The sequence below is a fragment of the Micromonospora sp. NPDC023814 genome, assembly GCF_040639595.1.
GTDB lineage: Bacteria > Actinomycetota > Actinomycetes > Mycobacteriales > Micromonosporaceae > Micromonospora.
Genome location: NZ_JBFAAF010000024.1, coordinates 47,445 through 61,665, shown reverse-complemented (window position 1 = coordinate 61,665; position 14,221 = coordinate 47,445). Strand labels below are relative to the sequence as shown.

The following is a 14,221-nucleotide window of genomic DNA, read 5'->3' as shown; positions in this document are numbered from 1 at the left end:
CGCCACGTTCGCGGACACCCCTCTCGACCGGCGTCACCGGCGTGGTCAGCGGCGGAACTGCTGGGTCTCGTCGCCCACGTTCCCCGACTGGTAGGTGCCGCGCCCGCCGGCCGTCGCCGACTCCTGCGGCATGACCTGCGTGCGCTCGGCCGCCGCCCGGTCGGCCATCTGCCGGCCGACGTCGGTCTGGCCGGCCTCCCGGGCCCGACGATGCTCCTGCATCGCCCGCGACTCCTCGGCCATCCGGTTCAGCCAGCCGTCCCAGCGGTTCTGCATCGGCTTCACCAGACCGCCACCGACGCCGACGATCAGGATGCCGGCCACCGTGGCGAGCACCGCAATCAGCACCGGTGTGGTCACCGTGGTGGCGATGCCCACCTGGTTCAGCGCGGCGATCACACCCAGCGCGAGGATGAAGATCGCCGTCAGGTCGGCCAGGATCTTGCCGTACGCGAGCCCGCCCAGCGCCCCGGTGACCAGATCCCGGACGGCGTTGGCGATCGCGGCGGCCACGACGACGATGATGATCGCCACGAAGGCGCGTGGCAGCCAGGCGACCACGCCGCGGATCAGGTCACTGATCGCGTTGGGTCCCCAGACGCCGAAGGCGAACTGCAGGGTGAACAGCAGCACGGCGTAGTACGCGAGTCTCGCCAGGATGTCGCTGGCGTCGTACTTCGTGCGTTCCAGCGCGCGCTTGATGCCGCCCCGTTCGACCGCCTTGTCGAAGTTGACCCGTTCCAGCGCCGCGTCGACGATTTTCAGCACGGCTCTGGCGATGAGCCATCCGACCACGAGGATCGCGATGAACGCGACGGCCCGCGGTATGAACAGCAGCACCGACCTCCACATGTCGGCCACGGCGTCGCCGATGTCGACCTGCCTGACCGCGAGGGTTTCCGGCATGATGTCCCTCCTGTCGCATGGACTGCGCCGGGCGCTTACCCGGTCACCGACGCGGCACGCCGTGCCGGTCCCCGTCTTTTTCCCGACATGTCATCGCAGACCCGCCCCGACCTGGCCGAACGTTTGCCGTGGACGACGCGCGGGACATGATCGGGAACGGGTGCCGGATGGTCCGGTTAGGCTGCGGTCATGCCAGGAACGGTCGGACGGGTCCCCAACCCACCAGCCCCGGTGTCGGGGGTGCCCTCCGCCTCGGGCGCGGCGGCCGCCGTCCTCGGCCACGACTGGGCCGGCACCCCGCTCGGCCCGTGGCACTCGTGGGACCCGGCGGTCCGCGCGACGACCGAGGTCGTCCTCGCCTCGCCCGTGCCGATGGCCCTCACCCTGGGCGCCGACCACCTGCTGCTCTACAACGACGGGTACGCGGAGCTGATCGGCGACCGGCACCCGGGGGCGGTGGGCCGGCCGGCCGGCGAGGTGTTCCCGGAGGTCTGGCCGATGCCCGGGGTCGGCGACGCCGTCGAGCGCGCCTACCGCTCGGGCGAGCCGTTCCTGGAGCGGGAGTCCACCCTTCCCCTGCACCGGCGTACCGGCCCGGTCGAGCAGCGGGTCTTCACCCGGGGCCACTCCCCGGTGCGGGACAGCGCCGGGCGGATCGTCGGCGTGCTGACCGTGGCCGCGGAGACCGCCCAGGTCACCCAGCAGTTGCAGAGCCTCAGCGACTTCGCCGCCGCGCTCGCCGGCACCCTCACCCTGGACGACGTGGCCCGGGTGACGCTGCGCTACGCGATCACCTCGTTCGACGCCGACCGGGTCTCGTTCGCCGTGGACGAGGGCGGCGGCGGGTGGCGGATGGTCCGGCGCGTACGCGGCGAGCTGATGGACGAGGCCGACGAGCGGCTCCCCCCGCTGTGGCGGCGCGTCCCCCCGGACTGGGAGGGCCCGGTCGCGTCGGCCGCCCGCACCGGCGTGCCGCTCTTCGTCGACGACGGCCAGCCGCTGCGGGAGATCGCGGTGGACCGGCACGACCAGAAGATCCGGGCGCTGGCCGCGGTGCCGCTGCGGGCGTCGGTGGTCCGCGGCGGGCTGGCCGTCGGCTACCAGGCCCCGCGCGTCTGGTCGGCCGCCCAGCGGGCCCTGCTGGCCGCGTCCGCCGAGCTGGTCGGCCAGGCCGCCGAGCGGGCCCGCCGGTTCGAGACGCAGCACGGCACCGCCCAGCTCCTGCAGCGCAGCATGCTGCCCGAGCACCTGCCGGACCTGCCCCGGATGCGGATCGCCGCCCGCTACGACCCGGGCGTCGACGGCAACGCCGCCGGCGGCGACTTCTACGACGCGTTCCTGCTGCCGACGGGCGGTTTGGGCATCGTGCTCGGCGACGTCGCCGGCCACGACGTGCAGGCCGCGGCCCGGATGGGGCAGGTCCGGGCCGCGCTGCGCGCGCTGGCGCTGACCGACCCGCGCCCGGACGCCGTGCTGGCCGGGCTCGACCGGCTGGTCACCAGCCTGGGTGCCGAGGGCGACACGCACGAGCTCTTCGTGACCGTGGTCTTCGGGGTGGTCGACGCCGAGCGGCAGCAGCTCACCCTGGCCAGCGCCGGCCACCCCGCCCCGCTGATCCGTCGGTGCGCCCCGGACGGCGAGCCGGTCGCCGAGTACGTCGACGTGCCCGCCGGCGCCCCGCTGGGCCTGGGCTGCCGGCCGCCCACCGCGACGGTCCGGTTCGCCCCCGGCGACACGCTGCTGCTGTTCAGCGACGGCGTGGTGGAGCGGCGCTGGCAGGGACTGACGGCGGGCCTGGACGCCCTGGCCGAGGCGGTGGCCGGGGCGGGCAGCGGCGACCCCCGCGCGCTGTGCGCGGTGGCGACCGCGGCGGTGCCCGGTGCCACCGAGGACGACGTCGCGGTGCTGGCGGTGGAGCACGCGCTGCGGCCGAGCCGGTCGACGAGCATGGAGGTGCCGGCCGAGCCGACCGCGCCGAGCCGGGTGCGGCACTGGATGACCGGGCAGCTCACGGAGTGGCAGGTGCCGGAGTCGCTCATCGGCGCGGCGGTGCTCTGCACCAGCGAGCTGACCACCAACGCGCTGCTGCACGCGGGCACCGCCGCCCGCGTGGAGATCGACCTGAGCCCGGAGCGGCTGCTGGTGTCGGTCGCCGACTCGGGCACCCGGGGCACGGTCACCCGGGCGCAGACCGACACGCTCAGCAGCCGGGGCCGGGGGCTTGGGCTGATCGAGGAGCTGAGCGACGCGTGGGGGACGGACCCGACCGTACGCGGCTCGACCGTCTGGTTCGAGCTGCTGATCCCGTCCGACTGAGCGGTGGCGTCAGCCGGCCCGGCACGGGTAGGAGGAACACCATGCCCACCGAACAGCCCGCCGGTGTCCTCTTCGACGTGGACGGCACCCTGGTCGACACCACATACCTGCACACCGTGAGCTGGTGGGAGGCGCTGCGCCAGACCGACCGGCAGGTACCGATGGCGGAGATCCACCGCGCCATCGGGATGGGCTCGGACAAGCTGCTCGACCACCTGCTCGGCCCGGAGCGGGACCGGGGCGCGGACGGGAAGCTGCGGGACGCCCACGACGCGCTCTTCGCGGAGTACTGGGAGCGGCTGGTCCCGCTGCCCCGCGCGGCCGACCTGCTGCGGGCCTGCGCGGAGCGGGGGCTGCGGGTGGTGCTGGCCACCTCCGCCGCCGAGCACGAGGTCGCCGCGCTGCGCCGGGCCCTGGCCGCCGACGACGTGATCGACACCGTGACCTGCGCGGCGGACGCGCAGGAGAGCAAGCCCGCACCCGACATCCTGGTGGCCGCGCTGGAGCAGTCCGGGCTGGCCGCCGAGCGGGTGGTCTTCGTCGGCGACTCGGTCTGGGACGTCGCAGCCGCCGGCAGGCTGGACATCCCGTGCGTCGGGCTGACCTGCGGCGGGACGAGCCGGGGCGAGCTGGCCGGGGCCGGGGCGCTGGCGGTCTACGACGATCCCGCGGCCCTGCTCGCCGCCCTCCCGGGCTCGCCGATCGCCGCCGCGGCCTGAGGGTCGCGTCGCACCGACCGGGACACGGAGTCGATCGGGACAGGAATACGAAAGGACCTCCGGGGGCAAGGACTCTCTCCGCCTGCCCGCACGCCGTGGGCGACGCGGAGAGGTGGTGTCGTGGAGCCGGTAGACGTGGCGTTCGCGGTGGTCGGTCTGGGTGCGCTGCTGGCGGGGGTCCTGCCCCGGGTCCTCGAACGCCGGCCGCTGTCGATGCCGATCGCCTTCCTCGGGCTCGGCATGCTGGTCTTCGTCCTCCCCACCGGGCTGCCGAACCCCGATCCGCTCGCGTACCCGGAGATCGCCACCCACCTCACCGAGATCGGCGTGATCGTCGCGCTGATGGGCGCCGGGCTCAAGATCGACCGGCCGCTGAGCTGGGCGCGCTGGTCGTCGACGTGGCGGCTGCTGGCCATCGCCATGCCGGTGTGCATCGCCGCGGTGGCGCTGCTCGGCTGGTGGTGGGCCGGGCTCGTGCCGGCCGCCGCGCTGCTGCTGGGGGCGGCCCTCGCTCCCACCGACCCGGTGCTCGCCGCCGACGTGCAGGTCGGCGAGCCCAGCGACGTCGAGGACTCCGAGGACGAGGTCCGCTTCGCCCTCACCTCCGAGGCCGGGCTGAACGACGGGTTGGCCTTCCCCTTCGTGTACGCGGCCATCGCCATCGCCACCACCGGCCTCGCCCCGGCGGACTGGCTGGGCCGCTGGCTCGCCGTGGACGTGCTCTGGAAGGTCGTCGCCGGGGTGGCCGGCGGCTGGCTGATCGGCTGGCTGCTCGGCAAGCTCTTCTTCCGGGCCCCGAGCCACCTGCGGCTGGCCCGGCACGCCGAGGGCTTTCTCGCGCTCGCCGCGACCTTCCTGGCGTACGGGCTGGTGGAGGTGGTCGGCGGGTACGGCTTCCTGGCGGTCTTCGTGGCCGCCCGGGCGATCCGGGCCGCCGAACGGACCCACGAGTTCCACTCGGTGCTGCACGCCTTCGCCGAGCAGATCGAGCGGCTGCTGACCGTCATGCTGCTGCTGCTCTTCGGCGGCGCGGTGGTGGGCGGGCTGCTGGCCCCGCTGACCTGGCCGGCCGCCGCGGTCGGGCTGGCGCTGGTCTTCGTGGTCCGGCCGCTGGTCGGCCGGCTGTCCCTGCTCGGCGCGGCGGGCCGGCCCGCCGAGCACTGGGTGATCGCGCTGTTCGGCATCCGCGGCGTCGGTTCGTTCTTCTACCTCGCGTACGCGACGGCGAAGACCGACTTCGCGCAGGCGGACCTGATCTGGGCGACCGTCGGCCTCGTGGTGATCGTGTCGGTGGTGGTGCACGGTGTCGCGGCGACCCCGGTGATGCAACTGCTGGACCGCAGGGGCGAGCGCACCGCCGACCCGTCCGAGCGGGGCCGCGCCGGCGAGCCCGTCGCTGCCACGAGCTGACCGGTCGGCTCAGACCGGGGCGACCGGTCAGCCGGCGGCGAGCGCCCCGGCCTGGCGACGGCGACCGGTCAGCGGCGGCGACCTGCGGTCCGGGGCGGCGGTCGGGTCAGGCGGGCGACCAGGGCGCGGCCGAGGTCGCGGCCCGAGAGCCAGGCGCTCTGCACCCGGGGCTCGCCGGACGAGATCGACCTGGGCATGTCGGCGCGCGAAGGCCGCCCGGCGGGCCGGCGGGACGGGTGGGGGTCCGAGCCGGCTCGCCGGCGGACGGCAGGACCTGTCCGGGGATCCGCATGGATCGGCCCGGGGCGGGGTATTGGCACGTCTGTTCGAAGGAAGGCGGAGATGATGACGGACCGCGACAGCACCCGGACCAACCCGCAGGGCGCGATCAAGGACCCCGACGAGTGGGTCACCGGCGAGGAGCCGCCGACGGCGGCGCAGGAGTCGTACCTGGCCACGCTGGCCCGCGAGGCCGGCGAGGACCTGCCGGAGGGGCTCACCAAGGCCGAGGCGTCCAAGCGGATCGACGAGCTCCAGGAGGAGACCGGCCGCGGTCAGTGACGCGGCGGGAGGCGGTGCCACTCGACCTCGTCGAGCCGCCCCGCCGCCACCCGCGCGGTCGCGAAGGTGGCGTACGGCTGGGCGCGTCGGTCGGTCGGCGAGCCCGGGTTGAGCAGGCGCAGCCCGCCCGGGGCGACCGTGTCCCAGGGGATGTGCGAGTGGCCGAAGACGAGCAGGTCGGTGTCGGGGAAGCGGGCCGCGCAACGCTCCTCGCGCCGGGCCTTCGGCCCGGTCTCGTGCACGACCGCGATCCGCAGCCCGTCGAGTTCCACCCGGGCGACCTCCGGCAGCCGGGCGCGCAGCGCCGGCCCGTCGTTGTTGCCGTACACGCCGACGAGCCGGCGGGCCCGGGCGACCAGGGCGTCGAGCAGCGACTCGTCCACCCAGTCTCCCGCGTGCAGCACCACGTCGGCGGCGTCGACGGCCGCCCAGAGCGGCGCCGGCAGGTCCTTGGCCCGCGCCGGCACGTGGGTGTCGGCGGTGATCACCAGACGCATCCCCCCATTCTCCGCGACGGCGGCGGCGGCGCCCAACCGCCCGTCCATCCGGCCGTAGGATCGGGACGTGGGCGCTGCCACGGTGGTCGAGGGGCGGTCGGCGCCGGTGGGGGCGCTGCTGCGGCAGTGGCGGGAGCGGCGCGGGCTCAGCCAGCTCGCCCTCTCGGTCGAGGCGGAGATCTCCACCCGGCACCTCAGCTTCGTGGAGACCGGCCGCGCGACGCCGAGCCGGGAGATGGTGCTGCGGTTGGCCGAGCACCTCGACGTGCCGCTGCGGGACCGCAACCGGCTGCTGCTGTCCGCCGGGTACGCCCCGGTCTACTCCCACGCGCCGCTGGACTCCCCCGAGCTGCGCCGGGTCCTCGACGCGGTACGCCGGGTCCTGCGCGCGCACGAGCCGTACCCGGCGGTCGCGGTGGACCGGCTCTGGAACCTGGTCGCCGGCAACGCCGCCCTGCCGCTGCTCACCGAGGGCGTCGCGGCGCACCTGCTCCGGCCGCCCGTCAACGCGCTGCGGCTGACCCTGCACCCCGAGGGCATGGCCCCCCGGATCGTCAACCTCGCCGAATGGCGCGACCATCTGCTCGGCCGGCTGCGCCGGCACCTGGGACTGACGGCCGACCCGGAGTTGACCGCGCTCCACGAGGAGCTGCGCGGCTACCCGGGCGGGTCGGCCGATCCGGACGCCGAACTGCCCCGCGCGGGTGACGTCGTGGTGCCCCTGCGGCTGCGCCGTCCCGGCGGCGAGATCTCCTTTCTCAGCACCGTCTCGACCTTCGGCACCCCTCTCGACGTGACCGTCGAGGAGCTGTCCATCGAGTCGTTCTTCCCGGCGGACGAGGTCACCTCGGTGTACCTGCGCGACGCCGGCCGCTGACCCCGTCCCGGCCGCCGGTGACCGCCACGGCTGACCGGCCGGACGCGGCGTCCTGTCGAACCGGGCCGGTCCGGCGGTCCGGTCCGCGCCCCCGGCGGCGTTACCCGTGGACGGCGGCGGGAACCCGGGCGGTTGACGAAGGAGGAGGCTGATGAGCACACCGTCGAGTGGGACCTCGGGCTGGCGGCCCGGCATGCCTGGCGGCGACACCCTCCCGTCCGGTCCCGCCGGTCGGCCGGCCGCCCATGCCGGCGACGGGCACGGCCCGGAGATGGGCCCGCCCACCGTGACGATCGGCTCGTACCCGGACTATCCGTCCGCCCAGCGGGTGGTGGACTACCTGGCGGACAACCGCTTCCCGGTGGAGCACACCGCCATCGTCGGCACGAACCTCACCCTGGTCGAGACGGTGCTCGGCCGGCTGACCACCGGCCGGGCGGCGCTGCTGGGCGCCGGCACGGGCGCCTGGTTCGGGCTCTTCGTCGGGCTGCTGTTCGGCATCTTCACGGCCGGCGACAACTGGATCGCGATCATCCTGGTCGCGCTGGTGGTCGGCGCGATCTGGGGGGCGGTGTTCGGCGCGGTCACGCACGCGATGACCGGCGGGCAACGCGACTTCACCTCCGCCAGCTCGCTGCGCGCCAGCCAGTACGCGGTCATCGTCGACGCACAGTTCGCCGAGCAGGCCCGGCAGCTGGTCGGCCGGATGCACCTCACCGCGTCGCCGCAGATCCGGTGACGTCCGGACCCGGGCGACCGCCGCCCGGGGACGTCCCGCCCGGGCGGCGGGGTGGATAGTTGCCGGGCCCGGGTGGGTGGCGGGCGTGGCGCGGGGCGTTGGTCAGCGGTCGGTGGCGAGGCGGGCGTGCAGGTGCTCGTCGTAGCGGCGGCCGTCGCCGTAGCGGTAGGACTCCCGCAGCGTGCCCTCGGCGGGATAACCGGCCCGCTGGGCCACCCGGCAGGAGGCCGGGTTGGCCACGGCGTGGCACAGCTCGATCCGGTGCAGCCCGAGCGCCGCGAACGCCCACCCGGTGAGCCGGACGACGGTCCTGGAGGCGACGCCGCGACCGCGCGCCGCGGCCACCGTCCAGTAGCCGATGGAGGCGTTCCGGTCGTGAATCCGGAACAGCGACACCGAGCCGAGCAGCCTGGCGGGGTCGGCCGGGTCGACGACCGCCAGGGAGACGTGGTCCCCGGCGGACCAGTCGGCCCGGCGACGCACCCACGCCAGCGCCGCCTCCCGGTCGACCGGCCCCGCCGGGGGGTTCCACTGGGCGATCGCCGGCTCGCGCAGCGCGGCGAGGACCGCCGGTGCGTCCTCCTCCCGCCACGGACGCAGCAGCAGGCCCGGGGCGGTCAGTTCGAGATGGTCCACGACGCCGGAGTCTGACACACCCGCGCACCCCGCCGCTCGGGTTTCCCGGCGCTGTCTTTCAAAGCTGGAGGATCCGTTCTGGACAGCGACGGTAACCGGGCTCACACGCCACTAGTTGAATTTTGAAAGAGTGCTACTGTGGCGGCGTGACCGAGAGCCTGAGCGCCCCCCGACTCGCCGCCTGGCGGGCCTACATCGAGGCCAGCCAGCGGCTGTTCACGCGGCTGGAGGAGGATCTGCGCGCCGACAGCGCGCTCAGCTTCGCCGACTACCACGTGCTCGTCCTGCTCTCCGAGGCGCCGGGTCAGCGGCTGCGGATGGGTGAGCTGGCCGGGCGCCTGGTCTTCTCGCCGAGCCGCCTGACGTACCAGATCTCGTCGATGCAGCGGCGCGGCCTGGTCGCCCGGGAGCCCTGTCCCGAGGACCGGCGCGGCAGCGAGGCGGTGCTCACCGCCGCCGGGCTGCTGGCCCTGCGCGAAGCCGCCCCGCACCACCTGAGGTCGGTGCGCGCCCACCTGATGGACGACCTCGACGACGCCGAGGTCGCCTGCCTCACCCGGATCTTCGAGCGGCTCGGCCGGCGCCTGCGCGCGGACCGCGACGCGTCGACCCCGCACCCCGACAACTGAGGAGCCTCCGATGCCCGCCATCACCGTCGACAACGTGCTCGTCCTGCCGCGCCTGCCCCGGCTCGACGAGTCCACCACGTTCCGGCCGGTCCGCCGGCTGACCACCGCGCCGAGCGGCTACGAGGGCGAGGGCTTCCCGGTCCGCCGGGCCTTCGCCGGCGTGCCGGTGACCGAGCTGGACCCGTTCATCCACCTCGACCAGATGGGCGAGGTGGACTACGCGCCGGGCGAGCCGAAGGGCACGGCCTGGCACCCGCACCGCGGCTTCGAGACCGTGACCTACATGATCGACGGGGTCATGGACCACCAGGACTCGCAGGGCGGCGGGGGCACCATCACCAACGGCGACACCCAGTGGATGACGGCCGGCAGCGGCCTGCTGCACATCGAGGCGCCGCCGGAGCACCTCGTGACGAGCGGCGGGCTGTTCCACGGCACGCAGCTCTGGGTCAACCTGCCCCGGGTCGCCAAGATGAACCCGCCCCGCTACCAGGACATCCGCGGCAAGGAGGCGGCGCTGCTCACCACGCCGGACGGCGGCGCGCTGATCCGGGTGATCGCCGGCGAGGTCGCCGGGCACCGGGGGCCGGGCTCCACCCACACCCCGATCACCATCACCCACGTGACCGTGCAGCCGGGCGCGCGCGTCGACCTGCCGTGGCGGCCGGACTTCAACGCCCTGGTCTACGTGCTGGGCGGCCGCGGCACCGTCGGCACCGACGGGCGGCCGGTGCACACGGGTCAGCTCGCCGTGCACGGCCCGGGCGACGCGCTGACCTTCGCGGCGGACGCCCGCCAGGACAGCCACACCCCGGCGCTGGACCTCTACATCATGGGCGGCGAGCCGATCCGGGAGCCGGTGGCGCACTACGGCCCGTTCGTCATGAACACCCGCGACGAGCTGCTCAAGGCGGTCGAGGACTTCCAGGCCGGCCGGCTCGGCGTCGTCCCGGCCGAGCGGCTGCCGCACACCGACGGCCAGGCGCCCCGGCCCTGAGCGCAGGCGCGGGCGGTGGCGCCTCCGGCGGACGACCGGAGGCGCCACCGGCGCGTCGAGAGCAGTGCCGTCACCGGACGGCGGCGCGTGGCGTCAGGAGACGGCGAAGATGCCGGCGACGCCCAGGATCACCATGAGCAACACCGCCACCAGCGCACCCCGTTCGCTCTCCACCGCCTGCTCGCGGTACTCGGGCACGGAGTTCGTCGTCTCGCCGGGCATGGTGTTGCCTCCTCGGTTTGCTCGCGTCGTGTCGGGTGGCGTCGGGGGTCGGCCGACCGTTCGCCGGGGGCGCCGGCCGGGATGCGGACCCGCGACGGGGGTCCTACCGCGAGGACGTCGTCGACCTCGGGGGGCTGGAACGGTGGGACCGCGCAACTGGTTCCTCAGCGCACGGGAACGCGCCAACCCGGTGTCAGAGTTACCCGTCTGGAGCAGCGGAAACCTTGCGGAGCCGTTAATTCACGGTGCCGCGTACTTCGACCGGCTGGTCGACGAGGTGTCGGCGCTGGAGGCGGGCGACCATCTCTTCTTCACCGACTGGCGGGGCGACCCGGACCAGCTGCTGCGCCCCGACGGGCCGACCGTGGCCCAGCTCTTCGCGCAGGCCGCCCAGCGCGGCGTGGTGGTCAAGGGCCTGATCTGGCGCTCCCACCTCGACGCGCTGGCCTACAGCGAGGCGAAGAACCGCGACCTCAGCGAGACGATCTCCGCCGCCGGCGGCGAGGTGCTGCTCGACCAGCGGGTCCGCCGGGGCGGCTCGCACCACCAGAAGCTGGTGGTGCTGCGCCACCCGCGGGCGCCGGATCGGGACGTCGCCTTCGCCGGCGGCATCGACCTGTGCCACAGCCGGCGGGACGACGCCGGCCACCGGGGCGACCGGCAGGTCGTGCAGATGTCCGCCCGATACGGGCAGCACCCGCCCTGGCACGACGTGCAGCTCGCGGTGCGGGGGCCGGTGGTGGGCGCGCTGGACACCGCCTTCCGCGAACGGTGGACCGACCCGATGCCGCTGGACTCGGAGAACCCCCTGGCCTACCTGCGGGACCGGCTGCGCGGCTCGGACCTGCGCCCCGACCCGCTGCCGGACCAGCCGGCCGCCCCGCCGCCCTGCGGCCCGCACCACGTCCAGGTGCTGCGCACCTACCCGGTGGTCCGCCCGCGCTACTCCTTCGCCCCGGACGGCGAGCGTACGGTGGCCCGCGGCTACACCAAGGCGGTCCGCCGGGCCCGTCGGCTGATCTACCTCGAGGACCAGTACCTGTGGTCCACGGAGGTGGCCGACCTGTTCGCCCGCGCGCTGCGGGACAGCCCCGACCTGCACCTGGTCGCGGTGGTCCCCCGCTATCCGGACGTGGACGGCCGGCTGGCGCTGCCGCCCAACTCCGTCGGCCGCGAGCAGGCGCTGTCGCTGTGCGAGCGGGCGGCCCCGGACCGGGTGCACGTCTTCGACCTGGAGAACCACGCCGGCACGCCGGTGTACGTGCACGCCAAGGTGTGCGTGGTCGACGACGTCTGGGCCAGCGTCGGCAGCGACAACTTCAACCGCCGGTCCTGGACCCACGACAGCGAACTCTCCTGCGCGGTGCTGGACGACACCCGGGACGGGCGGGCGCCGACGGACCCGGGCGGCCTGGGCGACGGGGCCCGGGTCTTCGCGAGGGACCTGCGGCTGCGCCTGTGGCGCGAGCACCTGGACCGGGACCCCGAGGGCGGCGAGGACGCCGACCTGATCGACCCCGCCGACGCCGTGGCGGCGATCACCGCCGCCGCCGACGCGCTGCGGCGGTGGCACGACTCCGGGCGGGTCGGCCCCCGGCCGCCGGGCCGGTTGCTGGCGCACCGGCCGGAGCGGCTGCCCTGGTACACCCGCGCGTGGGCGCTGCCGGCGTACCGGCTGGTCTACGACCCCGACGGCCGGCCGCTGCGGGCGCGCCGGGCCGGTACCTGGTGAGGGGCTACGCCGGCACGGAGACCGCGGCGGCCCGGGCGCGTACGGGCCCGGCGGCCCGGGACGTGCCGTCGGTCTCCGGGGTGTACACGGTCAGGCCGCCGGGGTAGGCGAACGAGGCACGCGGGGAGTAGAAGCCGAAGCCGATCGTGAGGGGGTTCTCCGGGCGTAGCGCGTAGAGCGGGTGCCCCGGGTCCAGGAACTCCACCGAGTCGATCACGAACGGGTCGACCGGTTCGGCGACGAACGGGTACACGGCGCTGAGCAGCTGCCCGTCCCGGGCGGTGAAGTACCGGTGGTGGCCGCTGTTGATCGTCTGGCCCGTCTCACCGACCTGGCAGCGCGCGCGGATCAGCGGGGCGCCGGCGATCGCCGTCTCGGCGACCAGGTGTTCGCCCCGGCGCGCGATGCTCGTGCGGCCGACGACGGCGGGCGCGCCGCGCGCGGTGGCGTAGTCGCGGACCCGTTCGCTGGAGGTCACGTAGTGCGTCCACCAGCCGCCGAGGCTGGCCCCGCCGGGGGCGTCGACGCCGGCCAGGCACACCCCGAGGTAGGTCAGCGAGTGGGCACCGAAGCCGGAGGTCTGGCTCTCGTCGTCGACGACGTACTGGTTGATGAAGACCTGCCGGTCCGGGCACGGGGTCAGCCCCGGGGGCACCAGCGCCGCGACCGCCTGCGGGTCCGCCGGCAGCCAGCTGAAGAACAGCGTGCGGCTGTTCACGACGAGCTGGGGAGCGACGGGGTCGAGCACGGCACCTCCGGAAGGATGTAACCGCACGCTACGGCCGGTCCCGTACATAGGACAACGACGGAAAGCCGACATTGGCGGCCGGTCATCCGCGCCCGCAGGGCCACCCGGCCGGCCGGCGTGGCCCACCAGATGCCGATGCGTCGATGTTCGGCCGGTGCCGGGCTGACCGTACGCGTCGCGTAAGCCGACTCATAATCCGATGCGACTTTGCCCCTTTTGCATCTTTAGTGAAGGAAAATCACTTAAGCACATCGTACTTTCGGCTGGATTTCGTCGGACCGATCGGGCTAAGGTGACTTCCGAACGGACATCTGAAGCTAAACCAAAGCGTCACGTCTTTCTATCTGCGGACGAGGTGCAGGGAGGACCACCCATGACCGCGCCAACGATCAGCGAGCAGGCGACCACAGCGGCCCCGAGCACCACCGAGAAGCTCGACCCGCGGGCGCTCACCGACAGCGCCGCCGACCTGCTCGACGCGATGGCCGCGTTGCCGGCCAACCACCCGTCCCGCGCCGCCCTGCGCGACAAGGCGATCGAGGCCTGGCTGCCGCTCGCCAACCACCTCGCCCACCGCTACAGCGGTCGCGGCGAGCCCACCGACGACCTGGCCCAGACCGCCGCCGTCGGCCTGATCAAGGCGATCGACAAGTTCGACCCGTCGCGGGGCGTCGACTTCGCGGGCTACGCCATCCCGACCATCATCGGCGAGCTCAAGCGGCACTTCCGCGACCGCACCTGGGACATCCGGGTGCCGCGCCGCCTCCAGGAGCTGCGGCTGGCCATCTCCGACGCCAACAGCTCGCTGCTGCAGAGCCTCGGCCGCTCGCCGACGGTCGCCGACATCGCCGCCCACCTCAAGCTCACCGAGGAAGAGGTCCTGGAGGGCCTGGAGGGCGCGCGGGCCTACAACGCGGTCTCGCTCTCCACGCCCACGGGCGACGGTGACCGCGCGACGGAGCTGGGCGACATGCTCGGCGGCGAGGACGGCGAGTTCGAGCTGGCCGAGCTGCGGGTCGCCCTCGGCCCGGCGCTGGCCACCCTCGACGAGCGGGAGCAGAAGATCCTCACGCTGCGGTTCTACGGCAACCTGACGCAGTCGCAGATCGCCGAGCAGATCGGCGTCTCGCAGATGCACGTCTCCCGGCTGCTGGCCCGCGCGCTGACCAAGCTGCGGGGACAGCTCGACGGCACGTACTAGGAAATGGTGGGCGAGGGCCGGGCCGGTGGGT

The 14,221-nt window shown here is 74.3% G+C and carries 15 protein-coding genes; 10 read left to right on the top strand and 5 right to left on the bottom strand.

All coding sequences use genetic code 11. The features are described 5' to 3' along the window. Positions 1-45: 45 nt before the first annotated feature. Positions 46-906 carry a hypothetical protein gene (locus tag AB0G14_RS15355; protein WP_357697657.1) on the bottom strand — a complete coding sequence of 287 codons (861 nt, stop codon included), beginning with the start codon at positions 904-906 and terminating at the stop codon, positions 46-48. A gap of 189 nt (positions 907-1,095) precedes the next feature. Here AB0G14_RS15355 and AB0G14_RS15350 point away from each other — a divergent pair, with 189 nt between their 5' ends. From AB0G14_RS15350 to AB0G14_RS15335, 4 genes are all read left to right on the top strand, one after another. After that, positions 1,096-3,222, top strand: coding sequence for a SpoIIE family protein phosphatase (locus tag AB0G14_RS15350; protein ID WP_357697655.1), 2,127 nt, complete (start codon positions 1,096-1,098; stop codon positions 3,220-3,222). A 41-nt stretch (positions 3,223-3,263) separates the two neighbouring features. Beyond that, the gene (locus AB0G14_RS15345; protein WP_357697653.1) at positions 3,264-3,941 is read left to right on the top strand and encodes an HAD family hydrolase; all 678 of its coding nucleotides are present in this window, start codon (positions 3,264-3,266) and stop codon (positions 3,939-3,941) included. 120 nt (positions 3,942-4,061) lie between these two features. Beyond that, on the top strand, positions 4,062-5,351 hold the full coding sequence (locus AB0G14_RS15340) for a cation:proton antiporter (RefSeq protein WP_357697651.1): 1,290 nt from the start codon (positions 4,062-4,064) through the stop codon (positions 5,349-5,351). A 342-nt stretch (positions 5,352-5,693) separates the two neighbouring features. Continuing rightward, positions 5,694-5,912 (top strand): DUF3072 domain-containing protein, encoded by a 219-nt coding sequence (locus AB0G14_RS15335; RefSeq protein WP_357697649.1) that lies wholly within the window; start codon positions 5,694-5,696, stop codon positions 5,910-5,912. Here the strand turns inward: AB0G14_RS15335 and AB0G14_RS15330 are convergent. Continuing rightward, positions 5,906-6,409, bottom strand: a complete 504-nt coding sequence (locus AB0G14_RS15330; protein WP_357697647.1) for a metallophosphoesterase — start codon at positions 6,407-6,409, stop codon at positions 5,906-5,908. The genes AB0G14_RS15335 and AB0G14_RS15330 overlap by 7 nt on opposite strands. A gap of 67 nt (positions 6,410-6,476) precedes the next feature. On the opposite strand from AB0G14_RS15330, the gene AB0G14_RS15325 reads away from it, so the two are divergent. Continuing rightward, the gene (locus tag AB0G14_RS15325; protein WP_357697645.1) at positions 6,477-7,286 is read left to right on the top strand and encodes a helix-turn-helix transcriptional regulator; all 810 of its coding nucleotides are present in this window, start codon (positions 6,477-6,479) and stop codon (positions 7,284-7,286) included. A 151-nt stretch (positions 7,287-7,437) separates the two neighbouring features. Next, a complete protein-coding gene (locus tag AB0G14_RS15320; RefSeq protein WP_357697643.1) occupies positions 7,438-8,025 on the top strand; it encodes a general stress protein in 588 nt (195 codons plus the stop codon). Between the two features lie 102 nt (positions 8,026-8,127). Here the strand turns inward: AB0G14_RS15320 and AB0G14_RS15315 are convergent, their stop codons facing one another. Continuing rightward, positions 8,128-8,661: a GNAT family N-acetyltransferase gene (locus AB0G14_RS15315; protein ID WP_357697641.1), complete on the bottom strand. Its 534-nt coding sequence runs from the start codon at positions 8,659-8,661 to the stop codon at positions 8,128-8,130. 146 nt (positions 8,662-8,807) lie between these two features. Between AB0G14_RS15315 and AB0G14_RS15310 the strand changes: the two genes are divergently transcribed. Together AB0G14_RS15310 and AB0G14_RS15305 are read left to right on the top strand one after the other, a co-directional pair. Beyond that, on the top strand, positions 8,808-9,290 hold the full coding sequence (locus AB0G14_RS15310) for a MarR family transcriptional regulator (RefSeq protein WP_357697639.1): 483 nt from the start codon (positions 8,808-8,810) through the stop codon (positions 9,288-9,290). Between the two features lie 10 nt (positions 9,291-9,300). Beyond that, complete coding sequence (locus AB0G14_RS15305) at positions 9,301-10,287, top strand: pirin family protein (protein ID WP_357697637.1); 987 nt, start codon at positions 9,301-9,303, stop codon at positions 10,285-10,287. 93 nt (positions 10,288-10,380) lie between these two features. Here the strand turns inward: AB0G14_RS15305 and AB0G14_RS15300 are convergent, their stop codons facing one another. Beyond that, on the bottom strand, positions 10,381-10,509 hold the full coding sequence (locus AB0G14_RS15300; RefSeq protein ID WP_350706359.1) for a hypothetical protein: 129 nt from the start codon (positions 10,507-10,509) through the stop codon (positions 10,381-10,383). 142 nt (positions 10,510-10,651) lie between these two features. Between AB0G14_RS15300 and AB0G14_RS15295 the strand changes: the two genes are divergently transcribed. Then, positions 10,652-12,241, top strand: coding sequence for a phospholipase D-like domain-containing protein (locus tag AB0G14_RS15295; RefSeq protein WP_357697635.1), 1,590 nt, complete (start codon positions 10,652-10,654; stop codon positions 12,239-12,241). A gap of 4 nt (positions 12,242-12,245) precedes the next feature. Here AB0G14_RS15295 and AB0G14_RS15290 read toward each other — a convergent pair whose 3' ends face one another. After that, entirely contained in the window at positions 12,246-12,989 is a 744-nt protein-coding gene (locus tag AB0G14_RS15290) for a hypothetical protein (protein WP_357697633.1), read from the bottom strand. Between the two features lie 373 nt (positions 12,990-13,362). Here AB0G14_RS15290 and AB0G14_RS15285 point away from each other — a divergent pair, with 373 nt between their 5' ends. Continuing rightward, positions 13,363-14,190: a SigB/SigF/SigG family RNA polymerase sigma factor gene (locus AB0G14_RS15285; RefSeq protein ID WP_357697631.1), complete on the top strand. Its 828-nt coding sequence runs from the start codon at positions 13,363-13,365 to the stop codon at positions 14,188-14,190. Positions 14,191-14,221 lie beyond the last annotated feature (31 nt).